At 46.2% G+C, this 25,744-nt stretch carries 27 protein-coding genes; 17 read left to right on the forward strand and 10 right to left on the reverse strand.

Annotated elements, in window-relative coordinates; all coding sequences use genetic code 11:
- Window positions 1-83: 83 nt before the first annotated feature.
- The 4 genes from NOM72_RS13525 to cbpA form a co-directional block, all read right to left on the reverse strand.
- Window positions 84-3,308, reverse strand: a complete 3,225-nt coding sequence (locus NOM72_RS13525) for an efflux RND transporter permease subunit (protein ID WP_255999336.1) — start codon at window positions 3,306-3,308, stop codon at window positions 84-86.
- A gap of 14 nt (window positions 3,309-3,322) precedes the next feature.
- Window positions 3,323-3,880, reverse strand: a complete 558-nt coding sequence (locus NOM72_RS13530; protein ID WP_023469715.1) for a TetR/AcrR family transcriptional regulator — start codon at window positions 3,878-3,880, stop codon at window positions 3,323-3,325.
- Between the two features lie 212 nt (window positions 3,881-4,092).
- Window positions 4,093-4,866 (reverse strand): pyrroline-5-carboxylate reductase family protein, encoded by a 774-nt coding sequence (locus NOM72_RS13535; protein WP_241492582.1) that lies wholly within the window; start codon window positions 4,864-4,866, stop codon window positions 4,093-4,095.
- Between the two features lie 57 nt (window positions 4,867-4,923).
- A complete protein-coding gene (gene cbpA / locus NOM72_RS13540; protein ID WP_023469717.1) occupies window positions 4,924-5,562 on the reverse strand; it encodes a cyclic di-AMP binding protein CbpA in 639 nt (212 codons plus the stop codon).
- Between the two features lie 341 nt (window positions 5,563-5,903).
- On the opposite strand from cbpA, the gene NOM72_RS13545 reads away from it, so the two are divergent.
- The 9 genes from NOM72_RS13545 (at window position 5,904) to queF (ending at window position 12,061) form a co-directional block, all read left to right on the forward strand.
- The gene (locus NOM72_RS13545) at window positions 5,904-6,521 is read left to right on the forward strand and encodes a DUF47 domain-containing protein (protein WP_023469718.1); all 618 of its coding nucleotides are present in this window, start codon (window positions 5,904-5,906) and stop codon (window positions 6,519-6,521) included.
- Window positions 6,522-6,537: 16 nt separating this feature from the next.
- On the forward strand, window positions 6,538-7,542 hold the full coding sequence (locus NOM72_RS13550; protein WP_023469719.1) for an inorganic phosphate transporter: 1,005 nt from the start codon (window positions 6,538-6,540) through the stop codon (window positions 7,540-7,542).
- Between the two features lie 131 nt (window positions 7,543-7,673).
- Window positions 7,674-8,489 (forward strand): pyridoxine/pyridoxal/pyridoxamine kinase, encoded by an 816-nt coding sequence (gene pdxK, locus NOM72_RS13555; protein WP_023469720.1) that lies wholly within the window; start codon window positions 7,674-7,676, stop codon window positions 8,487-8,489.
- Between the two features lie 61 nt (window positions 8,490-8,550).
- On the forward strand, window positions 8,551-8,919 hold the full coding sequence (locus NOM72_RS13560) for a YojF family protein (RefSeq protein ID WP_023469721.1): 369 nt from the start codon (window positions 8,551-8,553) through the stop codon (window positions 8,917-8,919).
- Window positions 8,916-9,566 carry a bacillithiol biosynthesis deacetylase BshB2 gene (gene bshB2 / locus NOM72_RS13565; protein WP_023469722.1) on the forward strand — a complete coding sequence of 217 codons (651 nt, stop codon included), beginning with the start codon at window positions 8,916-8,918 and terminating at the stop codon, window positions 9,564-9,566. Before NOM72_RS13560 ends, bshB2 begins: the two co-directional genes overlap by 4 nt.
- Window positions 9,567-9,737: 171 nt before the next feature.
- On the forward strand, window positions 9,738-10,394 hold the full coding sequence (gene queC / locus NOM72_RS13570) for a 7-cyano-7-deazaguanine synthase QueC (RefSeq protein WP_023469723.1): 657 nt from the start codon (window positions 9,738-9,740) through the stop codon (window positions 10,392-10,394).
- Complete coding sequence (gene queD, locus NOM72_RS13575) at window positions 10,391-10,846, forward strand: 6-carboxytetrahydropterin synthase QueD (protein ID WP_023469724.1); 456 nt, start codon at window positions 10,391-10,393, stop codon at window positions 10,844-10,846. Before queC ends, queD begins: the two co-directional genes overlap by 4 nt.
- A complete protein-coding gene (gene queE, locus NOM72_RS13580) occupies window positions 10,843-11,559 on the forward strand; it encodes a 7-carboxy-7-deazaguanine synthase QueE (protein ID WP_023469725.1) in 717 nt (238 codons plus the stop codon). Before queD ends, queE begins: the two co-directional genes overlap by 4 nt.
- A gap of 13 nt (window positions 11,560-11,572) precedes the next feature.
- Window positions 11,573-12,061, forward strand: coding sequence for a preQ(1) synthase (gene queF, locus NOM72_RS13585; RefSeq protein WP_023469726.1), 489 nt, complete (start codon window positions 11,573-11,575; stop codon window positions 12,059-12,061).
- Window positions 12,062-12,116: 55 nt separating this feature from the next.
- On the opposite strand, the gene NOM72_RS13590 is transcribed toward queF, so the two are convergent.
- A complete protein-coding gene (locus tag NOM72_RS13590) occupies window positions 12,117-12,398 on the reverse strand; it encodes a helix-turn-helix domain-containing protein (protein ID WP_023469727.1) in 282 nt (93 codons plus the stop codon).
- Between the two features lie 257 nt (window positions 12,399-12,655).
- On the opposite strand from NOM72_RS13590, the gene NOM72_RS13595 reads away from it, so the two are divergent.
- The 5 genes from NOM72_RS13595 (at window position 12,656) to NOM72_RS13615 (ending at window position 18,687) form a co-directional block, all read left to right on the forward strand.
- A complete protein-coding gene (locus NOM72_RS13595) occupies window positions 12,656-14,323 on the forward strand; it encodes a PTS transporter subunit IIBC (protein WP_023469728.1) in 1,668 nt (555 codons plus the stop codon).
- An 86-nt stretch (window positions 14,324-14,409) separates the two neighbouring features.
- Entirely contained in the window at window positions 14,410-15,213 is an 804-nt protein-coding gene (locus NOM72_RS13600; protein ID WP_035395584.1) for an endonuclease/exonuclease/phosphatase family protein, read from the forward strand.
- Between the two features lie 169 nt (window positions 15,214-15,382).
- Window positions 15,383-16,795 (forward strand): sucrose-specific PTS transporter subunit IIBC, encoded by a 1,413-nt coding sequence (locus tag NOM72_RS13605; protein WP_023469730.1) that lies wholly within the window; start codon window positions 15,383-15,385, stop codon window positions 16,793-16,795.
- 127 nt (window positions 16,796-16,922) lie between these two features.
- Window positions 16,923-17,765: a PRD domain-containing protein gene (locus NOM72_RS13610; protein WP_231681717.1), complete on the forward strand. Its 843-nt coding sequence runs from the start codon at window positions 16,923-16,925 to the stop codon at window positions 17,763-17,765.
- Window positions 17,752-18,687, forward strand: a complete 936-nt coding sequence (locus NOM72_RS13615) for a carbohydrate kinase family protein (protein WP_035395581.1) — start codon at window positions 17,752-17,754, stop codon at window positions 18,685-18,687. Before NOM72_RS13610 ends, NOM72_RS13615 begins: the two co-directional genes overlap by 14 nt.
- A gap of 107 nt (window positions 18,688-18,794) precedes the next feature.
- On the opposite strand, the gene NOM72_RS13620 is transcribed toward NOM72_RS13615, so the two are convergent.
- A complete protein-coding gene (locus tag NOM72_RS13620) occupies window positions 18,795-19,490 on the reverse strand; it encodes an alpha/beta hydrolase (RefSeq protein ID WP_023469733.1) in 696 nt (231 codons plus the stop codon).
- A gap of 158 nt (window positions 19,491-19,648) precedes the next feature.
- Between NOM72_RS13620 and NOM72_RS13625 the strand changes: the two genes are divergently transcribed.
- Entirely contained in the window at window positions 19,649-20,920 is a 1,272-nt protein-coding gene (locus NOM72_RS13625) for a purine/pyrimidine permease (protein WP_023469734.1), read from the forward strand.
- A 44-nt stretch (window positions 20,921-20,964) separates the two neighbouring features.
- Here the strand turns inward: NOM72_RS13625 and NOM72_RS13630 are convergent, their stop codons facing one another.
- The 4 genes from NOM72_RS13630 to NOM72_RS13645 form a co-directional block, all read right to left on the reverse strand.
- The gene (locus NOM72_RS13630) at window positions 20,965-22,458 is read right to left on the reverse strand and encodes a peptide MFS transporter (protein ID WP_023469735.1); all 1,494 of its coding nucleotides are present in this window, start codon (window positions 22,456-22,458) and stop codon (window positions 20,965-20,967) included.
- Between the two features lie 239 nt (window positions 22,459-22,697).
- Window positions 22,698-23,333 (reverse strand): Rossmann-fold NAD(P)-binding domain-containing protein, encoded by a 636-nt coding sequence (locus NOM72_RS13635; RefSeq protein ID WP_255999337.1) that lies wholly within the window; start codon window positions 23,331-23,333, stop codon window positions 22,698-22,700.
- Window positions 23,330-24,553 (reverse strand): glutathionylspermidine synthase family protein, encoded by a 1,224-nt coding sequence (locus NOM72_RS13640; protein ID WP_023469737.1) that lies wholly within the window; start codon window positions 24,551-24,553, stop codon window positions 23,330-23,332. The genes NOM72_RS13635 and NOM72_RS13640 overlap by 4 nt, the downstream gene beginning before the upstream one ends.
- On the reverse strand, window positions 24,550-24,879 hold the full coding sequence (locus tag NOM72_RS13645; RefSeq protein ID WP_035395686.1) for a hypothetical protein: 330 nt from the start codon (window positions 24,877-24,879) through the stop codon (window positions 24,550-24,552). The genes NOM72_RS13640 and NOM72_RS13645 overlap by 4 nt, the downstream gene beginning before the upstream one ends.
- A 147-nt stretch (window positions 24,880-25,026) precedes the next feature.
- On the opposite strand from NOM72_RS13645, the gene NOM72_RS13650 reads away from it, so the two are divergent.
- Both NOM72_RS13650 and NOM72_RS13655 read left to right on the forward strand, forming a co-directional pair.
- Complete coding sequence (locus tag NOM72_RS13650) at window positions 25,027-25,470, forward strand: hypothetical protein (RefSeq protein WP_087681661.1); 444 nt, start codon at window positions 25,027-25,029, stop codon at window positions 25,468-25,470.
- Between the two features lie 86 nt (window positions 25,471-25,556).
- Complete coding sequence (locus NOM72_RS13655) at window positions 25,557-25,730, forward strand: hypothetical protein (protein WP_023469740.1); 174 nt, start codon at window positions 25,557-25,559, stop codon at window positions 25,728-25,730.
- The last annotated feature ends 14 nt before the right edge of the window (window positions 25,731-25,744 follow it).

Below are 25,744 nucleotides of genomic sequence, written 5' to 3' on the forward strand. Positions count from 1 at the left end.
AACGAAATAAAAAAACAGGCTGTAGAACGGCTTAGGATAGCCATTTCTACATACCTGTCAGTTTGAGTCATTTAATCGTTTTTTCAAGAATCAATTGACTTCTTTTTACGGAAACGTGCTAAGAATTCATAGACAATTGGCACGATGAGGAGTGTCAACAACGTCGAACTTGTCAGTCCACCGATGACCGTCACACCTAACCCTTTTGAAATCAATGCGCCACCTTCGAGTCCAAGCGCAAGTGGTGCAAGTGCACCAATCGTCGCAAGTGCCGTCATCAAGATCGGACGCAAACGTGTACCTGCTGCATCGAGTAGTGCTTCACGCGTCGATAAACCTTCCGCTTCTTTATGAATGACACGGTCGATTAAGACGATCGCATTCGTCACGACGATTCCGATCAACATCAACGCACCAATCAAGGATGACACAGAAATCGTCTCTCCTGTAATCAACAGGGCAACCAGTCCACCGATGATGGCGAATGGAAGTGAGAACAAGATGACGAGTGGTGTCAATGCTCCTCCAAACGTAATGACGAGGACAAGATAGACGATCGCTACAGCTGCTGCCATTGCTAGACCAAGTTGTGTGAACGACTCTTGGATCTGCTCCGTGACTCCGCCTTGCTCATACGAGACGCCTGTCGGACGATCAATGTTTTTGACGGACTTTTCAATCGCTTGAGAAGCCTCGGTTGCTTTATCCGTTTTTAGTTCTGCTGTAACGGTAGCGACGAGTTTTCCATCACGTTCGTTGAGCGAATCAGGAGTCGTTCCTTTCTTCACTTCAACAAAATCGGACAGTTTGCGCACGCCAAGCGGTGTCACGACATCCGTCTCTTCCAAATCTTGAACGGAATCGTATGTCGTTTGTTCGTTTGGAACGATGACATCGAGTTCCTTCCCATCTACCTTAATAGTAGAAAGTGGTTTTTCTTCTCCTTGGACATTAGCAATGCCCTGCGCAAGTTGTGCTGTTGAAACGCCGAATTCAGCCGCTTTTTGCTGATCGACTTCGAACGTATATTGCGTATACGCTTCTTTTAAATCTGTCGTTACTTTTCGAACATACTTCGACTCACCTTCGATAGCATCGACGAATTTCGGTGTTACTGCTTCTAAATCTTCAATATTATTCGCAAAGATAGAGTACGAGACGCCTGACGAATCTGCGCCACCACTAAAGTCTTGCTCTTTCCATTCTCCTGTCGGAATGTCAGCATTCAGCTGTTTGATGGCTGTCTGTTTAACATCTGCAAAATCTTCCGTGTCTGGATCGTATTGGACGATGAAGACCCCTTGTTTCGTATTCCCTGGATTCAATGGATTTTCTCCACCGACGGTAAATTGAAGATTATCGATATTTTTTTGTTTGTTGAAATAATCTTCTGCTTGATCAGCTGCTTTTAACGAATCATCCAGCGTTTGACCAGGTTTTGGATTGTACGTGACGTAGAGTGTCTTTTCTCCTTCTTGATTCAAGAAGTTGACACCAATCGTTGGTACGAGAGCAAAACTACCGATCAATAGCAAGACTGAAAGACCAAAGACGATGAGTTTATGGTTGAGAGACCAATTCAGCATACGACGATATCCATTCGCCAACTTTCCGCCCTCTTCTTTTTCCGGTTTTGGTGCTTTACCACGCTTAAAGAGCGAATCAGCGAACATCGGAACGACCGTAACCGCAACGATCAAGGACGCGAACAGTGCAAAGACGACTGTCAAAGCGAATGGTAAGAAGAGCTCACCAACGAATCCCGTAACGAACCCGAGTGGTAAGAAGACCGCGATCGTAACGACTGTCGACGAAGCGATTGGAATGAATACCTCTCGTGTTGCACTGATGATCAATTCTTTTCCTTTTAACTTTTCCGTCGGATCCGTCAAACGGCGATAAATATTTTCGATGACGACGATGGAATCATCAACGACTCGACCAATCGCGACTGTCATCGCTCCGAGTGTCATGATGTTCAAGGAAATATCCATCTGCTTCAAGACAAGAATTGCCATCAGAAGGGATAACGGAATCGAAATAACAGCGATGATCGTTGATTTAATGTTTCGTAAGAACAGCAAGATGATGACGATCGCAAATAACGCACCAATCAATGCTTTACTGATCATCGTCGAAACAGATTCCTCAATTGGTTTTCCTTGATCAAGTGTCACAGATGCCTTGACCGAACCGTTTTCTTTTTCAAAGTCTTTGATCGTCTGCTTGACTGCATTGACGACATCGACTGTATTCGCATCTTGCGACTTCGTTACTTGAACCCCAATCGATCGTTCACCATTCGAACGCGAGATCGATTCCTCGATCCCTTTATCCTCAATCGTCGCAACTTGCGACAACGTAACAGTTGGTACTTGCGTTGGCGCCGTCTGTGTTGCCTGACCGGACGTTGCGCCTGTCGCTGGTGTCGTTTGGGATGCCGCAGGGGCTGACGATGGAGCTTGTCCTGCTTGTCCTGCTTGTCCTGCTTGTCCTGCTTGTCCTGCTTGTCCTGCTTGTCCTGCTTGTCCTGCTTGTCCTGCTTCAGGAGTATTCGATGCTGGCGGTGTATAGGGAAGACGAAGATCTTTTAATTCCTTGACCGTCGTTGCTTTTCCATCTAATACGACTGCTTGTTCCTTATCCCCCAACTCGTATAAGCCAAGCGCTAAACGGGAATCATTAGCTTGAATCAATTGTTTCGCATTCTCTTCGGTTAAACCGTAACGTTCGAGTTTTTTCTCATCGAAGCGAATTTCGATCCGGCGAATCTCTTGACCCGCGACTTGAACCGTCTGCGCCCCTTCGATTCCTTCAAGCTTCGGTTGAAGTTCGTTTTCAACGAGTTTCGTCAACTCAGACAGGGAACGCTCCTTATCCGAAACGGCAAAACCGATGACCGGGAATGCATCAAAGGAAATCCGTGATACTTGTGGTTCCTGAACACCTTCCGGTAATTCGACGTTTGAAAGAGCTTCTTTTACTTTTTGCTCGGCTTCTTCCATATCCGTACTGAAGTTATAGTCGATTTGTAGGTTCGATGCATTTTGGAAGGACGTCGAGCGTACAGTATCGACTCCTGATAAATTTTCGACCTTACTTTCAAGTTCTCGACTGACTTCATCTAGAACTTGTTCTGGTGTAGCACCTGGATAAATCGTCGTCACCGACACGGTCGGTGTCGTGATGTCTGGCAATGTCTCGAGCTTCATCGATGTTCCCGCATAAATACCAGCAACCGTGATGATGATCGTCATGAGCCAGAGGGCAAACTTATTGTTCACCGAAAATTGGATGATCTTTTTCATCGTATGGTTCTCCCTCACTCTTCAATTTGTTTATCTAGTCGTCGTGCACGTTCTATTAATTGCTGAATTAATCGTTGTCGCACATTTGGAGACGGTGCACCGAACTGAAAATGCTCCGACAATTTCAAACCGTCTAATGTAAAGCGAATCGACAATACTTCAACCGGATCCATCTGTTCTGTCAGTTGGCGAAAGAACTGCTCCGCTTGTCGCTTTCGTTCCTCGACGAACGTCGCATGATCCTTTAATAAGGACAACAAGTAAAGAAGCGCATCCATGTCGAGATGGAACTCCTCTTGTTGCTGGATTTGCAACGTCACGAACGCTTCCATCGGTCCCATCGTCAACTGATGCTGTTCATATAGTTCAAATTGTCGTGCTTCTTGTGCCTCGATGACCCCCATTAATAAAGCTTCCTTCGAAGCGAAATGATACAATAGTCCACCTTTTGAGACATTTGCTTGTTTCGCTACTTCTTCAAGCGTCAATTGGGTGAATCCTTGTTGCAAAATGATCGTCGTCGTGGCTTCAAGAATCCGACGACGAGTCTCTTGCGCTTTTGCACTGGCCAATAGTCTCCCCCTTCCCTCATATTTACTGTACCGTCTGGACGGTTTCTTTTTACAGTGTACGAATTCTTATTTGAAGATGCAATCGCTTTGTTTATGTTTCACGTGAAACTTTCGTGAACGAAAAAAAAAGACTGACTCAAATGTCAGTCTCTACAAAGATAAGGACGTGAAAAGACGCGTCATTCTTTTTGAGTCAGCCTCTTTTGAATCCATTATTCGTCTGCTTCGCGTGAACTCTCTCGTAGTGCCGCTTGCATCGTATCGAATAAGTGACGCTCTCGTAGCACTTGGACGCCACGATCCGTCGGTCCACCAGGTGCCGCAACATCGGCAATCAGACGATCCGTACTTGCGTCGGAGCGCATGAGAATTTCAGCTGAACCTTTCATCGCTTGAGCAACGATTCGACGTGCATTTCCTTCTTCAAAACCAGCATCCGTCAAAACCGGCACCATACCAGCTACGACTTCATAGAAGAAAGCAGGACTACATCCAGCTGCCGCCATGAATGCAGGCATCGTCGATTCATTTGCTTCCGCAATTTCTCCGACACGTCCAAATAATGCCTCGACTACACTTCGGATCTCTTCATTCACGCGTGAGCCGAACCATAGTCCAGTCATTCCTAAACGGTGTGCGACTGGGGTATTTGGCATGGCAGCAACTGTCGGACGTTTTGCCAACTGTTCGATTTCATATGGTGTAATATGTGCAGCAATCGAAACGATCGTCTGATTCGTCCATTGTTGATTCGCTACATAGTCGAGTACACCATCGGGTTGCATGCCCAGCATGACGAGATCGTATAAGGAGACGTCCTCCTGCTCGACCGTTTGAACGCCGTGTCGCGCTGCGACTTCTGTCAAGCGTATCCCGCCACTCCGATTCGTCATCGTGATATCTTCTCGTGCAAATCCAGAAGCGACCCATCCTTGAACGAGTGCCTCACTCATCGCACCGGCTCCTACTATTAATAGTTTCATCATCTATCCTTCCTTTCCCTCAAAAAAAGACCAGTCATGAACTGGTCTTGTGCGGGTCCATTATACACGAACGGCTAAATCTTCGACAGCAACGACTCGAAGTCCCTTATCGTCAAGTTTCTTAACGATTTTTTTCTTTGTCTTCTCGTCACAATCCGTCGGTAATGTAATCAATACACGACGCATGACGCTACTCTTCGCATCGAGTGTCATCAGACTCGCGACCGTTGAATATTTGTTGACGATCTTCGAGATCTTCTCAAGTGCCCCTTTTTGTTCACTTAGGGCTACTGTCAGGACGTAACTTCCAGAATCACGGTTCCATGCTTCTTCAAGCATTCCAAGCATTTTTCCGTGTGGCAGGATACCGAAGAAATGACCGTCATCATTTAAGACCGCGATATACGGTAATTCCTTGATTGAGAAGAAGACTTCAAAGAAATTACTTCCTGTATAGATGTATTTGGATGTATTCTTAATCAGCGACATGACGTTGTCGTCTAAGCTGCCACCATTCATCCCATGCCGATAGATGTGCATCTTATAGATGTTCCCTTTAAAGTCCTGTCCTGATTGGTCAAGGACCGGGACACAGCGGTATCCGGTTTTTTCAAGTGTGTCGAGTGCTTCACGAATCGTCGCTGTCTCGGAAATCGTGACACATTGATGCTTCGGAATACATAAACTTTGTACGAGCATAATAAAATCCTCCTCTTTTACCTAATTACGCAGACTTAATCATATCATTCGATTTTCATGCGCCATATCCTCTTTTCCCACTTCTGATGCGCTTTTATTCTTACAATCACAAGACAATCTCTTGCAATCACAACGTAATCCAACTCATTTCAATCAAGTACACTTCACTTTTACCATTGTCAGACAATTTATTAAATCTACAATCACTTCCGTATTAAGATTTATTAAGATTTCGTAAAGACGCTTCATAAATGTATTCTTTTACAATACCGTCTGCTACAATCGAACTCGTGAAGTTACTTCACTATTCTATTCTTGTTCTTAATATGGAGGCAGAAGAAATGTTTAGTAAAAAACAAGATCCATTCGCAGTGAAATTATCCGAAATCGCAGGACACTTAAAAACGACTTCGCAATTCTTCGTTGACTTTAAAATCAACGGCATCGCGGATGTAAAAGAATTTGCACATAAAGTAAAAGACTTCGAAACAGCTGGGGACGATTTGATGCACCAGTTGATCATCGACTTGAACAATGCGTTCATCACGCCGATCGACCGTGAAGACTTACTCGCACTTGCTAACGCACTTGATGACGTCTTAGACGGTTTTGAAGAATGTTCAGCGATCTTCGAAATCTACAATATCGTTCAAGCAGACGAGCACATGATAAAGTTCGTCGATGAAATCAACATCGCTGTCACAGAACTCGCGATGTCAATGGATCTTCTTGTTGCACGTAAATTGCAACCGATGCGTGAACACGTCATCAAAATCAAAGAACAAGAGACGATTTGTGATAACCTACGCCGTAAATCGATCAAAGCATTGTTCGCAACAGAAACAGATCCAATTAAAATCATCCAATATAAAGAAATCTATGAATCGCTCGAATCAATCGCGGACTACTGCCAAGATGCAGCTAACGTCATTGAAACGATCATCATGAAAAACGCTTAAGTGAGGAGCTAACGAGATGGATAGCCTGTTTATCATCACCGCCATAATCGTGATTCTCGCACTTAGCTTCGACTTCATCAACGGTTTCCACGATACAGCGAACTCGATCGCGACTTCGGTGTCGACTCGTGCGTTGAAACCACGTCATGCCATCATCTTGGCTGCATCGATGAACTTCCTAGGTGCAATCACGTTCACTGGAGTCGCAAAAACGATCTCTGGTGACATCGTTGACCCGTCAACACTTGAACATGGTAGCTACGTCGTTATCGCTGCCTTGATTTCAGCCATTGCCTGGAACCTTTTGACTTGGTACTTCGGTATTCCGTCAAGTTCTTCGCATACACTGATCGGTTCGATTGCTGGTGCTGCTGTTGCCTCTGTCGGATTCGGAGGAATCGAAGCAAAAGGCTTCTTGAAAATCGTTCAAGCCTTGCTCATTTCACCAGTGCTCGCATTCACACTCGGTTTCATCGTTTATGCAATCTTTAAAGTCATCTTCAAAAAAGGAAACTTGGCGAAGACGAATCGTCGCTTCCGTCATGTTCAAATTGCAACCGCTGCTTTGCAGTCGTATACACACGGTACGAACGACGCACAAAAAGCGATGGGGATCATCACGCTTGCTTTGATCTCATCTGGTTATCAAACAGATCACGAAGTTGCGACTTGGGTTAAACTCTCATGTGCGATCGCAATGGGTCTCGGAACATCTGTAGGTGGATGGCGGATCATCAAGACCGTCGGTGGTCAAATCATGAAAATCCGTCCGGTCAACGGGGTTGCAGCTGACTTAACATCAGCAGCGATCATCTTTGGAGCGACAGCGATTCATCTTCCGGTTTCGACGACACACGTCATCTCTTCTGCCATCTTGGGTGTAGGTACATCACACCGTAAGAAAGGTGTAAAGTGGGGAACAGCACAGCGCATGCTCATTACATGGGTCATCACATTGCCAATTTCGATGGCTTTCGCTGCCTTGATTTACTATATTCTCGACTTCTTATTCATTAAATAAGTACTTGCCCCGCCTACTCAAAACAGGTGGGGTTTTGTGTACGTCAGAAGCGTCGATAGTTGTTGTTTTTCCCATAATTCGCTATGATGAAGAACAAGAAGGATTGTCTATTTCTTTAGGAGGAATGCCCCATGACAAAACGTAAAGCCTTAACGATTGCTGGTTCCGACACGAGCGGTGGAGCTGGTATTCAAGCTGATTTGAAAACATTCCAAGAACTTGGTGTCTATGGAATGAATGCTTTGACGGTCATCGTCGCCCAAGACCCTGATCACTCTTGGCACCATGCGGTTTACCCAATCGACACAGAACTCGTCCGGACACAAATCCACACGGTCCTTGGAGGTATTGGTGTTGATGCGATGAAGACGGGTATGCTCCCGACTGTCGAAATCATTGAAGCCGTTGCTGAGAAAATCAAATCATCCGGCGTTCAAAACGTCGTGATCGATCCTGTCATGGTCTGTAAAGGCGAAGACGAAGTGCTGAACCCTGATACAGCAAACGCACTTCGTGATGTCTTGACACCACTTGCGACGGTCGTCACACCGAACGTCTTCGAAGCCGGACAACTGTCGGGTCTTGGTAAAACACCAGCAACGATCGACGAGATGAAACTTGCAGCAGCGCGGATTCATGAAAAAGGTGCGCAATACGTTCTTGTCAAAGGTGGCAGCAAGATTGACCATCCACAAGCAGTTGACGTGCTTTATGACGGAAAAGAGTTTATCCTGATTGAGGACGAACGAATCGAGACACCGTACACGCACGGTGCTGGCTGCACGTACTCTGCAGCAATCACGGCCGAACTCGCAAAAGGTGCATCAGTAGAAGCTGCTGTCCGTACAGCAAAATCTTTCATCACTTCCGCGATTCGTCATTCATTCCGTTTGAATGAATACGTCGGACCAACTGATCACGCTGCACATCGTACAGTCCAGTCTTGATCCGCTTAAGAAGTCCGCGATATCCGCGGACTTCTTTCTGTATAGGAGAGGAGAAAAGTTTATGCAAGCCATTGATGTACAAGAAATACAGCGTTATATCGACGAACATGCGAATACACCGTTATATGTACACGTCGAGACGACGAACGGTGCTTACGCGACGCACCAAGATCCAACTTTCCATAGCGCAGGGATGTTTTTCCGTAATGCGGAAATCACTTACGAACGTGGTCTGATCACAGGAAACGGACCTTACCGGATCGGTTTGAAACTTGCCCACGGCTGGTTATACGGTGAAGGATTGACTGACTTCGAATTTGCTGGGGAACAATTGTTGATTGCCGGTCACGATATCGAAGGACGTCTTGCGATTGCTTTTGAACTTAGCCCGACACCATTCGCTCAAGGTGCAGAGGAGGTAGACGCATGACACACGAAGATCATTTACTCGTCGTCTTCCCTCACCCGGATGACGAAGCTTTCAGTTCTGCCGGTACGATCATCGAACACGCTGAAAACCGTGGTCCTGTCACGTACGCTTGTCTGACACTTGGTGAGATGGGACGTAACATGGGACGTCCTGTCTTTACGAACCGTGAACAGCTCGCAACGATTCGTAAACGCGAGTTGATTGATGCTGCTGCAAAAATGAAGATTTCGGATCTCCAAATGTGGGGACTTCGTGATAAGACCGTTGAATTCGAGGATGAAGCAGCACTTGCTGACCGTATTCTTGCCTTGATTCAACAGACACGACCAACTCGTTTGATTTCGTTCTATCCGGGTTACGCGGTCCATCCCGATCATGAAGCGACAGCTCGCGCCGTCGTTCGTGCCCTTCGGATGATGGATCCTGCTGATCGCCCAGAGTTTCTTGCGGTCGCTTTCGCGAACAATACGAAAGAAGAGCTCGGGGAAGGAACGTTCATTCATGATGTCAGTGCCTATACGGATCAAAAGATCAAAGCACTCGAAGCGCATGCTTCACAAACAGGTGGTCTGATGAAAGTCATCTCGGAAGATTCGAACATTCGAGATCTACTCGTCAAAGAACGCTACTATCACTATCCACTTTAATCTTCTTGCAAGAGATGCGTACCGTCCGATCGACGATACGCATCTCTTTTTTTGTCTTCATCAGAAAACGTCGACTTTTTCAATGGCTTCTGCTAGTGTGAATAGTTGAGACTACGTCTCCGGAGTTCGTAACCTCCTCCGTTACAAAAACTAGGAATGGAAGTGTACATTATGAAAAACGAACGTGCTCTTGTCGTCTTTAGTGGCGGCCAAGACTCAACGACTTGTTTGTTTCAGGCACTGAAACAATACGAAGAAGTCGAAGTCGTGACGTTTAATTACGGACAACGTCATGCACAAGAACTCGAAGTCGCACGCGACATCGCCTCTGAGCTTGGTGTCAAACACCATGAGCTTGATCTCTCTCTTCTCAGTCAACTGACGAGTAACGCTTTGACTGACCACAGCCAAACCATCACGACGAATGAAGATGGTCTTCCTTCTACTTTTGTAGATGGACGAAATCACCTGTTTCTTTCGTTCGCAGCCGTCCTTGCGAAAGGACGCGGAATCCGTCATATCGTCACTGGCGTATGTGAAACGGACTTTTCCGGTTACCCTGACTGCCGTGATGCCTTCATCAAGTCACTCAACGTGACATTGAACCTTGCGATGGACTATCCATTCGTACTTCACACGCCACTCATGTGGCTCGACAAAAAAGAGACGTGGGCGCTTGCCGATTCGCTCGGTGCGTTTGATTTCGTTCGAAATCGCACGTTGACGTGTTACAACGGCGTCATTGGAGATGGTTGTGGCGAATGCCCAGCCTGTGAATTACGGAAAAATGGATTAGATGCATACATCAAGGAGGTTCAACACACATGACATTCAATTACGAAGCACCTGAAACGGTCGAGCGCCCGACTGGCGACTCGCTTATCTATACGAAATCCCGCGTCATGATCGTTAAAAAACTGACGTTCGACGCAGCACACCACCTATATGATTATGATGGAAAATGCCGTGCCCTTCACGGTCATACGTACCATGTCGATATGGGGATCAGTGGTTTTTTGGATCACCGCGGTATGACACTCGATTTTGGTGATCTCAAAAAAATCTTCAAAACACATCTCGAACCACTGTTGGATCACCGCTACCTGAATGAATCGTTACCATACATGAATACGACAGCTGAAAACATGGCGGCTTGGATTTTCGAGACGCTCGGACAACACCTTCCGGATGAGCGTGGACTTCGTGTCGAATTCGTCAAGCTCTATGAGACACCGACTGCTTTTGCTGAAGTCCGTCGTGAGTGGATGAACGAAGCATGAGTGCCTTAACGAAAACACCAAAAATTCCGGTTCTCGAGATTTTCGGACCAACATTTCAAGGAGAAGGACGATCGATTGGTCAAAAGACGATGTTCGTCCGGACCGGCGGTTGCGACTACTCCTGTTCGTGGTGTGACTCCGCCTTCACATGGGATGGTTCTGAAAAACCTGAACTCTTGACGGCAGAGACGATCATAGAACGTCTTGATGCACTCGGCTCTTACGGACATGTCACGATTTCTGGTGGGAACCCGTTACTTCATGCATCAATCGGCACACTGGTTGCGGCACTAAAAGAACGAAACATCACGATGTCCGTCGAGACACAAGGCTCCTACTGGCAAAATTGGTTGCTTGATATCGATGATGTCACACTTAGCCCTAAACCACCTTCAAGTGGGATGAAGATTGATTTCGATCGCTTGGATGTCTTTTTTAAACGTCTACCGGAACAACAGCGTGCCGTTAAAATCGTCATCTTTAATGAGGAAGACCTCGACTTCGCGGCGATGATTTCAGAACGATATGCGCTAAAGACGCTTTATCTATCGCTCGGTAATCCTGATCCGCACGAAGAAGGAACGATCGCTCCACGCATGCTACACGATTTAAAAACACTTTGGGAACGCGTCGCCCGTGATGAACGCTTCAATCATGCGCGCGTCCTACCACAACTACATGCCCTCGTTTTCGCGAACGATCGTGGCGTCTAAGGAGAAATGATTCATGCGACCTGAAGATTTAAACGACTTATCGTTACTCGGCCAAAAAGCCGTACCATATATTTTTGAATACCAACCTGAAGTTCTCGAAGCATTCCCGAATCGTCACCCAGAAAATGATTACTTCGTGAAATTCAACGCACCAGAGTTCACGAGTCTTTGTCCGATCACGAATCAACCGGACTTCGCGACGATTTACATCTCGTACATCCCAGACGAAAAACTCGTCGAATCAAAATCACTGAAGTTGTACTTATTCAGCTTCCGTAACCATGGTGATTTTCATGAGAACTGCATCAACGTCATCGGAAAAGATCTCGTGAAATTGATGGAACCTCGCTACCTTGAAGTATGGGGGAAATTCACGCCACGCGGTGGAATCTCGATTGATCCATACTACAATTACGGGAAGCCTGGTACAAAATACGAACAAATGGCAGAGCACCGTCTATTCAATCACGATCTCTATCCTGAAACGATCGATAATCGTTAAGACGACTAAAAGAGGAACAAGGGGAAATCCCCTTGTTCCTCTTTTTTGATGCTCATCAACTAGATGGAAGGTCGATCAAGGACGGGCTATCATGCTGACGGATGACCTCAGGTGGCCAGATATGCCGAATTAAGTGATCCGAAGGGACATGTAAGACACGGGCCAGTCGCTCAATCATTGAAAATGAGGGATGGGCAATGCTACTTTCAATACGCTGGATCATCTCAGGTGTCGTCTCAGTTAACTCTGCTAATGTATTTTGATCTAACTGATGACGTTCTCGTAATGTACGAATCCGCTGTCCGTACTGTCCGATCGGTTGAATCCCTTCTTTCATCCGCTTCAAACATCCTTTCTTCTTTTAAAACTAAACAACGTTCACTGTAGTCTTATTCCCACTTTTTTAAAATCTGAATACCTTTCCGAACTATCAATTTCTAATCAAAATAAAATTTCAAATATTTTTCTTGTAAAACACTAGCTTTTTAAAAAGTTATCGCTTACAATTTTATATGCAAACGGTTGCATTAATCGCTTACATTATTGCACTGTTCTTACACACATATTAGAGAAAAAGAGATACAAAAGGAGTGAATGATCTTGAAAAATGCTATTTCGTTCGATTTTTGGCAAAAACTCGGTAAAGCCTTGATGGTCGTCATCGCGGTTATGCCTGCTGCAGGAATCATGATTTCGGTCGGGAAACTGATCGGCATGTATGGAGGCGATATCGCGTTAATGCAAACGATTGCTCGAATCGTTGAAGATTTAGGTTGGGCCATCATTACGAACCTTCATGTCTTATTCGCCGTCGCGATTGGTGGGTCATGGGCAAAAGAACGTGCTGGTGGTGCGTTCGCAGCGTTACTCGCCTTCATTTTGATCAACCGTGTCACAGGAGCTATCTTCGGTGTCAACGCTGACATGATCGCGGACCCAAAAGCAACGGTCGATTCATTGCTTGGTTCTGAGCTCATCGTAAAAGATTATTTCACTTCAGTTTTAGGGGCACCTGCTCTCAACATGGGAGTATTCGTCGGAATCATCTCTGGTTTCCTTGGTGCCGTTCTCTTTAATAAATTTTATAACTTCAGTAAATTGCCAGATGCGCTTGCATTCTTCAACGGAAAACGTTTTGTACCATTCGTCGTCATTGGTGGATCAGTCGTTGCAGCATTCGCCTTATCACTCGTTTGGCCGTTCGTTCAAGGCTTATTGAATGACTTCGGTCGCTGGATTGCCTCTTCACGTGATTCTGCACCGATCATTGCACCGTTCGTATACGGTACACTCGAGCGTCTATTACTTCCGTTCGGTCTTCATCACATGTTGACTGTCCCGATGAACTACACGGAACTCGGTGGAACGTACAAAATCCTGACAGGTGCTGCTCAAGGATCGACGGTTGCTGGTCAAGATCCGCTTTGGTTAGCTTGGATCACTGACCTCGTTAATTTAAAACAAGCCGGTAACACACAAGGATACAATGACTTAATCAACAGTGTCGTTCCTGCTCGTTTTAAAGAAGGACAAGTCGTCACATCACTTGCTTCATTGATCGGTATCGCTGTCGCAATGTACATGTCAGTTGATGAAGATAAGAAGAAAGCATACAAACCTGTCTTCTTATCTGCTGGACTTGCGGTCTTCTTGACAGGTGTCACGGAGCCAATCGAATTCATGTTCATGTTCATCGCTCCTGTTCTTTACGTCATCTATGCTGTACTAACAGGTGTTGCTTTCGCACTAGCAGATGTCATGCATCTTCGGATTCACGCATTCGGTGCGATCGAACTCTTGACGCGGATTCCATTGATTGCAAAAGCTGGATTAATTGGTGATTTAATTCGTTTCATCGGTGTCTGTGTGTTCTTCTTCTTCTTGAACTTCTTCACGTTCCGTTTCGTCATCAAGAAGTTCAACTATGCGACACCAGGTCGTAACGGGAACTATCTGGACGATATCAACGTATCTACAACTGAAGCTTCAGGTGAGGCTGCTGCGACATCAGCTCCTGCCGACGGTTCGCAAGCTTCACAAATCATCGATTTGCTTGGTGGACAGCAAAACATCGAGGACGTCGATGCCTGCATGACGCGTCTTCGTGTCACTGTCAAAGATCCAGCGCTTGTTGCAAAAGAAGCAGACTGGAAAGCAAACGGTGCACTTGGTCTGATCCTTAAGAACAATGGCGTGCAAGCCATCTACGGTCCAAAAGCCGATATCTTAAAATCAGATATCCAAGACCGGATCGGCGCATAAACCTGCGAGATTAGGGAACTACCTAAAGGTGAAGCTCTTTTATAAGAGTTTCACCTTTCTTATTTAAAAAATCAGGAGGACCACTCATGCGTCTACTCACACTAAATTGTCATTCGTGGCAGGAAGAACAGCCACTCGAAAAATTAAACCAGATCGTTCAACAAATTCTCGCTCAAGATTATGATGTCATCGCACTGCAAGAAGTGAGTCAATTGATGGATACACCCATCGTCTATGATGATGTTCGCAACGATAACTTTGCCTATTTGATCCAGCAAGCGTTAAAAGAACAAGGTCAAACCTACTCCCTCGTCTGGGATTTTGCTCATATCGGCTATGATAAGTATGAAGAAGGACTCGCTCTTTTGACGAAACACCCAATCTTAAAATCGGACAGTTATTATGTCAGCCGCAGTCAAGATACATTCGATTGGAAATCGCGAAAAATCGTCCGTGCGACGATCCAAGTCGACGGTACACCGATTACGTTCAATACATGCCATCTTGGCTGGTGGGCAGATGAAGTCGAACCGTTCCAGGAACAATTCAATCATTTGATGGCCCGGATGGATCCACTCGAATGGACATTCTTCCTCGGTGATTTCAACAACGATGCTTTAGAACGAAATACAGGTTATGACTATATGATGCAACGAGGATTACACGACGTCTTCCTACTAGCTAAGGAAACGGTCGGAATTGAGACGATCAATGGCAACATCGATGGATGGGAAGACAATCAACAAGGATTGCGGATCGATCTCGTCTTATCGAATCGGAAAATTGACGTCGAACGCGTCGGGGTCGTATTCGATGGGATTCACGGTCCCGTCGTTTCCGATCACTACGGTGTTGAGGTCGATATTCAGATTCAAAAAAATGAACATTAAGTATTGACAACGCTTTCTTTTCTCCTTTAAGATGAAATCAAATCAATAGTGCGGATTGTGACAGTACGGCTGGCAAGACCGAAATGACACCTCGTTAGGAGAGGTGTTGTTCGGTCTTGCCTTTTTTTGTCTCATTCAGCACGTTTCATGAAAAAGGAGGACTTTTCCGATGGATTATCAACAAACTGCTAAACGTGTGCTCGAACTCGTCGGTGGACGCGAGAACATCATCACTGCTGCTCACTGCGCGACGCGTTTACGTCTTGTCTTGCATGATGAATCAAAGGTCGATCAAGCAGCACTTGAAGACTTAGATGGTGTCAGCGGCGCCTTCTCAAGTTCTGGTCAATACCAAATCATCTTTGGAACCGGTACCGTCAACAAAGTATTTGCTGCGTTTGCACCACTTGCCGGTGTAAAGGTCGATGGAGAAGAACCACTCGACGTTAAAAAGGCTGCATCGCAAAAATTAAATCCGTTCGCCCGTCTTGCCCGCTCGCTCTCGAACGTCTTCGTTCCACTCATTCCGGCAATCGTCGCAGCCGGTCTCTTGATGGGATTACTCGGTATGATCAAGGCCTTCGGTTGGGTTGACGGTGATTCACCGATCGTCCAACTACTGGATATGTTCTCGTCTTCTGCCTTCATCATCTTACCGATCCTGATCGGTTTCTCGGCAGCCCGTGAATTCGGTGCGAACCCGTACCTCGGTGCCGTCATCGGGGGGATCATGACACACCCGTCCCTCTTAAACCCTTGGACGCTTGGTAATAGCGATCCGGAAGTCATGAAGTTCCTCGGAATGAACATCGAGTTGATCGGTTATCAAGGAACGGTCTTCCCGGTTCTCTTAACCGTTTGGGTCATGGCAAAGATTGAACAACAAGTCCGGAAACGGACACCCGAAACGCTTGACTTACTCGTGACACCGTTCGTTACGGTTCTCGTCACTGGATTCCTGGCATTGATCGTCATTGGTCCGATCGGAACGTTACTCGGAAAAGGCATTTCATTCGTACTCGTCTTCTTCTATGAACAGTTCTCAGTCGTCGCCGGTCTTCTCTTCGGTGGACTTTATTCGACAATCGTCATCACAGGGATGCACCATAGTTTCCATGCTATTGAAGCAGGATTACTTGCAGATAAGAGTATCGGAAAGAACTTCCTCTTACCGATTTGGTCGATGGCGAATGTCGCTCAAGGTGGTGCCGGACTTGCCGTTTACTTCTTGACGAAGAACGTTAAACTCAAAGCACTCGCCCTACCGTCTGCGTTCTCAGCATTTCTCGGAATCACAGAACCCGTCATCTACGGTGTCAACTTACGTCTTGGAAAACCATTCATCGGTGGTGCCATTGGTGGTGCGATCGGTGGCGGTTATGTCGTCTTGACACAAGTCGCTGCGAACGCTTATGGATTAACTGGAATTCCGATGATTGCGATCGTCGCGCCACTCGGTGCGTCAAACTTGATCAACTATCTCGTCGGGTTCGCCATTGCAGTCGTCACTGCTTTCATCTCGACTGTCGTCTTAATGCGTCTCGATGCACGGAAACAAAAAGAAACGGACGTTGCTGCTTAATCCTTCATGCGACCAAACCGAGTCCTCGGGCTCGGTGGTCGCATTTGTCGGTTCGCAAAGCGCTGAAGTTCGCTTTATAATAAAAGAAAAGATCGGAAAGGAGGACGTCAGGCTGATTATTCATAAGATCCTCAATAACAACGCTGTTGTCGTCAAAGAAAATGGACAGGAACGCATCGTCATGGGACCAGGCATTGCTTTTGGAAAAAAGAAAAAAGATCCGATTCAAGCGACGAAGATCGAAAAAATGTTCATCCCTTCATTTGAAAATGCAGAACAGTTCAAAGAGATTCTGACAACGACACCACTTGAGATCATTGATTTATCGGAACGCATCATCTCACATGCAGAAGGTGAGCTCCAAACGCCGTTTCATGACTATATTCACGTCAGTCTGACGGACCACCTTGCTCATGCCGTACGATTAGCACGTGAACAACTCGTCGTGCATAATCGATTGGCAGAAGAGATTCGCCTTTTGTATGGACCGGAGTATGCGATTGGAGAATGGGCAGTTCTTGAGATCGAGCGTGCCTTACAGGTCACGCTACCGAAAGAAGAAGCTGCGAACATCGCGCTTCACTTATACAATGCACGCCAAACGCATCCGAATATGGCGACTGCTTTGCAGACGGTTACGTTACTCAATGAACTACGTGAACAGATCGAAGTCTTTTTTGGACAAACGATCGAGACCTCATCGATGACGTATTATCGTTTCTTTACGCACATGAAATTGGTCCTCGCCCGGATTGAACAAGGAGAAACCTTACACGACATGGATGATGTGATTTTATCTGCCGTCAAAACACGTTATGCTGAGGCTTATGCCTGTGCGAGTCAAATGGGCAATTGGTTGACTGTCGAACTCGATACACGTGTACCTGAATCAGAAATCGGCTATATGGCTTTACACATCGAACGGATTCGTCCGGATCTTGAAAGGAGTTCTACGTATGAAAATCTTTAGTTTAGGGGAAGCATTGATTGATTTGATTCCTCTTGATGCTGAAAACATGACGTTTCAAAAAAATCCTGGAGGTGCTCCTGCCAATGTCTCTGTCGGACTCGCTCGATTAGGCGCTGATAGTTATTTTCTTGGAGCTGTCGGTGATGATTCGATGGGACACTTCTTGAAAGATACGTTACATCATTATGGTGTTCGTACCGATCATCTCGTCCACGATTCGACGCAAAAAACAGGACTTGTGCTCGTTACAAACGGTCAGGATGGAGAGCGGTCGTTCGAGTTCATCAACGCGGAGCGCGCTGATATGCAATTCCACGAAACACATGTACCGGAGGATTTCACGTCCGTCGATTTATTACACATCGGTTCGATCTCTTTGATTACTGGAGAATCCGTCAACGCGACACGAAAAGCCATCGCACGTGCAAAAGCGCACCAAGTACCAGTCTCTTACGATCCGAACTTACGAGAGTCGTTATGGCCGAATCTTGACGAAGCGCGGACGACGATCCGGTCTGTCCTACCGGATGCACAAATCGTCAAACTTGCTGAGGAAGAATTGACGTTTCTAACTGGACAAACGAATCTTGATGACGGGGCTGCTGAATTGTTAGCTGAATATCCGATTCGTCTTCTTGCCATCACGCGAGGAAGTGAAGGATCGATTCTCTATACGGATCGTGCGATGGCTGTCATCGATGCGATTACGGTCGACGCAATCGATACGACAGGAGCTGGAGATGCCTTCATGTCCGGTTTACTCTACCAGTGTGCGTTACGCGATTTTTCGTTTGATTGGTCTGAAGATGAACTTCGCGACATCGGTCGATTCGCAGCGATTTCAGGCGGACTTGCTGCTTCCGTCAAAGGAGCGATGGCTGCTTTGCCAACGCTCGACGAAGTCGCTCATCGCTTGAGTTGAATCGATAACTCAGTAGAAATAAGGATGGTGAGATTCCGGACCCAGTGCCAGAATCTCTCCATCCTTTTCATTTGATTGATGAGTCGTTTATTCACTAAGAGAATTGATTAAGGTGTATCGATAAATCGTTTGATTTCATCTAACGACTCGTCCTGTTGTTCTTTTGGCGTTAATGGGCTGCTGTTATCCCCTTTTTGTCGACCGTACATACCAAAGTTCGCATGGTTCCCTTGCTTGATTTCATGGAATACCGCATCTTTTCGAACGTCCTGTTTACTTTTTTCGATATCAGCGACTGGTAAGACACCATCTCGTCCACCATAAATCGTCAACGAGGGCACATCAATCGAATCAATCGGATAGGACGCGAGGAAAACGATCCCCTTAATTTTCGGATGTTGTTCGACGATCGTCGAAGCTGCGCTTCCACCGAGCGAATGCCCGATCAGATACCATTTTTTGACTTGGGGATAATCCTCGATGATATCGAGTCCTTCGCTTGAGTCAAGCAACGCAATCCGAAACGGTAGCTTTGGGATGACGACGAAGTGCCCGTCTTTCGCTAGTTGCTTGCCGTAATAACTGTAGGCCGCTGCATCAACTTTTGCCCCTTGATAAAAGATGAATCCAACGTCACTCGTCTTTTTTCCAAATGTCACTTCACGTGGTGTAGCTGTCTCCACGTAAGATATCGCTTGGGGAGATGCATCATAATCGAACTGCGCCCAGATCATGAATGCAAATACGAGCAGTGCCAACAGCGCAGCAATCGTTCCAATGATTCTTATACTCCATTTTTTCATTTCATTCCCTCCCGTTACCGTTATACCCCATATTATGTGTTAAATCACATATGAAAACAAATATTAGAATTTTCAGTCATTGTAAGCATCCCTATCGCTTTTTCATGAATTGGTTTAAGATGAAACCAATATTGTTTTTTCGAAAGGAGATTTACGTTTTGCCGCGTACCCTTGTGTCTACGATTCAATGGTTTTTATTCATCATCTGTACTAACATTGCCCCGCCCCTTGCCATCGCAGCATCGTTTGAACTCTCGGGTGCCGAGACGCTTTCCTTCTTATCTCGTTGTCTATTCGTATTTGCCATCTTAAGTCTCTTTCAAGTCCTGCTCGGACACCGTCTACCGATCATGGAAGGTCCTGCTGGAATTTGGTGGGGTGTATTTGCTCTTTATTCGTCGATTGGTGTCACATTGTACGGCAGTTATTCAAACACATTACAGTCGCTTGGATTCTTACTCCTACTCAGCGGTATCATCTGTATCGTCTTGACGATGACGGGTGTCTTACGGCGCTTAGTCCCCCTTTTTACACCGCAAGTCATCGGAGTCTACATGCTGTTGCTGTCGGCACAGCTGTCCGGATCCGTCATGAAAGGATTACTCAATATCGAGGATGGACGAATTCAAGTATTACCTGCCGTCATCTCGATTCTGACGGTCTTGATCTCACTTTATTTAGAACGAAGCGATCGCTTACGCCAGTACGCTTTATTAATCACGTTACTCGTCGGTTGGAGCATGTTTGCATTGATTGGTCGTGCCGAGATGCCAAGCTTCGACGGTCCACTGTTCACTTTACCGAGCTTGTTGCCGTTCGGCGGTATTCATGTCGACTGGAGCTTATTACCGACAGCTCTCATCATCTCGTTGTTGTTAATGACAAACGTCTTAGCAAACATCAAGGTCATCGAACGGATTATCAGTGCCAAGCGTGGTGAAACCGTCAAAGGACAAGTCGGAACAGCTGGTATCACGGCTGGTATCGGGCAACTCTTCGCTGGTCTGTTCGGTACGGTCGGTCCTGTCGCCATTTCCGGAACAGCTGGTTTCATTGCCTCAACAGATAACACGGACCGCAAAGCGTTCGTCTACGCGAACATCACGTGCCTTTTCCTCAGTATCGTGACACCATTCGTCGGGTTGATCGCTAAAATCCCCGTCGCTGTCGGTTATGCGATGGTCGCACCGATTGTTGCCGGGATGGCGATCATCGGCGTCACGGAAGCAGCCCGCGACTTGAATCGTCAAACGGCGATGATCACGGTCGGTCTCCCGGTCCTCGTCGGCATCGGTGCGTTGTTACTACCAAAAGGGGCAACGGCCGATTTACCGCCACTCGTGACGACCTTGATGTCAAACGGTCTCGTCCTCGGAACATTGGTCGCCTTGCTCGCAGAAGGGTTACGCCATATTCGGACGAATGATTAATAAAAAGACGCTTTCTCGATTGAGAAAGCGTCTTTTTTCATGCATCAGCGAATACCGCGCATGTATTTTTGAAGTTTTGGTGCGAAAGCGAACAAGAGTAATCCGAAGATGACGGCAACGATACCTGTGATACCGAAGTACAAAATCTCCGTATCATTCGTGTAGTATTTAACGATTTGTGCGTTGACCGCTTGACCTGTTGCGTTCGTCAAGAACCACAGACTCATCGTTTGCGCTGAGAAGGCTGCCGGCGCCAATTTTGTTGTTGCCGATAGACCGACTGGTGACAAGAAGAGCTCACCGATGACGACGAGGAAGAAGCTCAGTGCAAGCCAGAGTGGACTAACTGACGTCTCCACACCGAACAGGATACCTGGTAGTGTCATGACGATGAACGAAAGTCCGGCGAACAGAAGACCAAACGAGAACTTTTGCATCGTCGTTGGTTGACGGTCACCGAGTTTGACCCAGAAGCTCGCAAAAACAGGTGCTAATACGATGATGAAGAGCGGATTCAACGATTGGAAGAATGCCGGTTGAATCTCAAATCCTAAGAATGAAAGGTTCGTCCGTTCACTTGCGAAGATGGAGAGGACGTATGAACCTTGTTCTTGGATTGCCCAGAAAATCGCTGCTGCGATGAACAACGGAATATACGCAATCAAACGTGAGCGCTCATCATCCGTGATCTTTGGACTACGAAGCATGACTGTGAAGTAAGCGATCGGAATCAAGATCCCGAGAATCGTGACCATTAAAGTAAAACGAGAAATCGTCAACAGTCCTGTCATCGATGCAACGACACCGAGTACCGCAACGACGACGACAACGATTGATGCGATCGTAATGAAGCGTTTTTTCTCGTCCCCTTTTAATGGGTTCAAGACATACGTACCCGCTTGACCAAGGTTTTTCTTTTTCGTTAAGACGAAGACGACAAGTCCTGCGAACATCCCGATGGCAGCGAGTGCGAAACCAGCATGATATCCACCGCGGTCAGCCACTTCACCGACGACGAGTGGTGAGAGGAATGCCCCAGCGTTGATCCCCATGTAGAAGATACTAAAACCAGCATCGCGGCGGTTATCCGTCTTGCTGTACAAATCACCGACGATATTCGATACGTTCGGTTTCAAGAAACCAGTACCGATGACGATAAGTCCCATCGAGATGAAGAGGGCTGTAATGCCTGCTGGTAAAGCAAGGACGATATGCCCTAGCATGATCAAGATACCACCATAGAAGACGGTGCGTGACGTACCGAGTAAACGGTCAGCTACCCATCCCCCAATGATCCCTGACATGTAGACGAGCGAACCATAAACTGCCATGATTGACGCAGCTGTCGTCTTATCGATACCTAGACCACCGTTGGCAACTGAATCGTACATGTAGAAGATAAGGATGGCACGCATGCCATAGTAGGAGAAACGCTCCCAAAACTCAGTGAAGAAGAGGGTGAACAACCCTTTCGGATTCCCGAAGAATCCTTTTTGCGGAACGGTCTTGTAGACCTGATCGCGATCAAACTCTGCCATATGATCGGCTCCTTTCATCAATCCTAAATAAGTGCATAATCCATCATCTTTTCCCGCTTTCCCCAAACGATAAGCGTGACGAAACAGATAGGATACGAATACACTGTTTTGCCTGAATTGTCTCACTTCTTTTTTTATATATGAGACAGCACTTTACCATTCAACCGCAAATCATTTGACGAGTCAAATATTATTTACGTTACAAGAATAACAAAAAGAGCAGTCGACTACTCGACTGCTCAGGATTGCATCTGTTTCGATTCGATGATTGTAATTCCAGGTGGTGCATGTAACGTTTCACGGATCATCGCCGCAGCGACTTGACCAGCTTCGATCGGAGCAATGGCACTCCGCTTCAACAAGGGGCGTAAAACCGTCGAAATTTTCGCAGCCGCTTGTTCGCCTAAGCGGAATTCATCTCGATCCCCTAGCAACAATGACGGTCTAAAAATCAATAACGCGTCATATCCGAGTACACGTAATCCGTTTTCCGTGTCCCCTTTTACGCGATTGTAGAAGGTTTTCGCATTCGGATGGGCACCGAGCGCCGAAATCAAGGCAAATCGTGTCGCCCCGAGGTCTAACAATTCACGACCAAGTTCAATCGGATATGTGTAGTCAACCTGACGAAATGCCTCTTGCGATCCTGATTGTTTGATCGTCGTGCCCAGTGCACAATAGACATGGTCGACGACAGGTAGTTCAATTTCTGTCACACGATCAAAATCAATCACCCATTCTTCCAATTTCGGATGAAAACGGCGCATCGGGCGGCGAACGAGAACATGTACCTCGCTATACGCATCTTCTGCCAACAAACGATCGACGAGTTCTTGTCCGACTAGACCAGATGCTCCTAAAATTGCTGCTCTCATACGTTTCTCCCTCCTTCATGCTGTCGACCAATTGGTACGAAATAGGAACGGTTTCCGGTAATCCGTTCTCCGGCACGTACACCAATCGCACTTGGTCTTCCTCCTAAAATAAAGACACCATACATATACGCGACTTCTCCCTCTTCCTGAAGTGAGTACGTCGGTAATTCTTGATACGCTTGATAAACAGCCGGTTGATCACGAAACGTATGCTGTTCATTCTTTAGCATGATATGTCCTTGTCCATCATGGACCGTCACGGTATCTCCTTCACGCCCGAAGATCGGTTTTTTAACGAATGATCGCTGGCTTGAAATGAATGGATCAGCGGATAAGTACGTCGGTAAAAAGTAACGCGTAATCGTCATATGGTCCGTTTCGCTCAAGTACGGATGATTGGCTTCATGCAACATCCAGATCAATGCAAGAACCGACTTAGCTTGCATTAAAAAGGCAGACGGTGGATTGATGATTTCGAGTCGACCCGTCTCGACGAGTTGCAGGAGTAATTGTCCTAAATTTCTTCCGTCCTCATCCCGGTCAAGTAAGGCCATCTCGATCGGAAAGGTTTGACGATATAAGATATCGATTCTTTTACCAGCCTCATCGTACAGACCTTCTTCCGGACGAATCTCTAATGCATGAAGTGGACAATAGGTCGCATCACTCCAAAACGACTGCAAATACTCAGCTGTCAATCGATCCTCGATGTGGTCACCATGTGAGGTGAAGACGACATGCGGATGCTGTTTCGTCCGATGTATCGCGGCTTCGATCGCACGACGGACAGTTGCCTTCAGCCATTTGTTTTCCCCATCGTTGACCCGTTCAAAACCTTGTTTTTCCGCTACGACATCATTGACTTCAAATACTTCTTTAATGAAAGTCGGCGTATCCGCGTTCCATTCCATGAGTGAGATACGATCTGCCGTCGCAATGAAATCAAAGCGTCCGATGACGGTCAACGGTCGCATCGTCTCGAGTCGTAAAAAAGCGAGACTTTCAACTGGAAAGCCCAGCTCGAGCAGTGCCTCATCATCCATCGATCGAAGAATCGGAAGTACTTTTTCAAATATCTTGTAAACTTCTTGCGCCGCGATATGCAGTTGGTCGATTCGTTCTTCCGAGATGGGCATGATTTCCGTCACAGCGTACGGTTCCCCGTCTAGCACATCCCAAAAACGATCGATGTCTCCGTAAAAGGTTTGTCGTCTATTCATCCGCCGAAAAAGCCGGAAGATGAGCCTGTTCCGAATCCCTTTGTCTTCGTGTTATAACTCTTTACTTCTTTTGATTTCGGCGTATACCCTTTCGTTCGCATCGCACTATGCATCAAGGCACGTGATGCGAAATAACTACCACCCCAGTAATAGTATCCTGAATGGGTTGATGAACTATCATCACAGTACCAAACGCCTTCATCATTATCATACTCATAGTCATCACAATCCGGATCATCTGGTCGTTCCGCTCGTGCATCATCCGATCCACACCCACTCAGTGTCGTTCCGATCAACAATGTTGCAGCTAGTGTCGCTTGTTTCATCCAATTCACCGTCTCAGTCCCCTTTCCTTTTACTCTCGTTATTGATAGTATACGCTTTTTTGGAGAGAAAAGTTTCTTTGTTCTGTCGGAACTTTTTTTCCTTCAATGTGGTAATAGTATCTATAGAACGAAAAGGAGGATTTACGCATGTCACTTGCCTACTACGTTGAAGAAAATGGTGAATTCCATCCGATCTATCAATATGATCGTTATGCGATTGAACCGGAAGAGATCATCGCCCACCAACTCTGCGAATTTCATATCATCGAAGGACATCAATACGAGCTTCGTTCCAATGAGATGGCAGGTGATTACGATCAATTGATTGTCGATCATATCAAGGCATCACCGCGTGCGACAGAAGAACGCGTTTATCCACCGCATCAAATTCATATCGAGTTCAGACAGTATTTATCTGACAGCGCGCAACCGCTCTTAAAGACATCAACGGTTCCGAATCACGTCCAAGCGATGCGTTTTTTAATTAAGGACAAAATTGAAGTCGAAGGACACGGTGTGTTTGAGCGTGACAGCTGTGAAATCGATATCGACCGAAATTGTTACGTCGTCTATCTTGCCGATACACTTTGAGATGTAAAATCAGGTCTCTTCATTTCCAAGAGACGTTTTTTTTGGCATACTAGAAAGTAAGAACGAATCAATCGAGGTGAACGAACATGAGTGAACAACCAAAAAAACTATCATTGCAAGAGGCAATGATCGAACGCTTGAAAGCAAAAAAACAAGCGCAAACAAAACGTCCGACTGGCTTACAAGGAACACAAACGAAACAATTGACGAGCCAACAGACGAAAAAAGCAAACAACCAGAAAAAACGGACAGGCGTCTAAGTCACAGGAATTCA

This window comes from Exiguobacterium sp. LL15, from assembly GCF_024436095.1.
GTDB classification, from domain to species: domain Bacteria; phylum Bacillota; class Bacilli; order Exiguobacteriales; family Exiguobacteriaceae; genus Exiguobacterium_A; species Exiguobacterium_A indicum.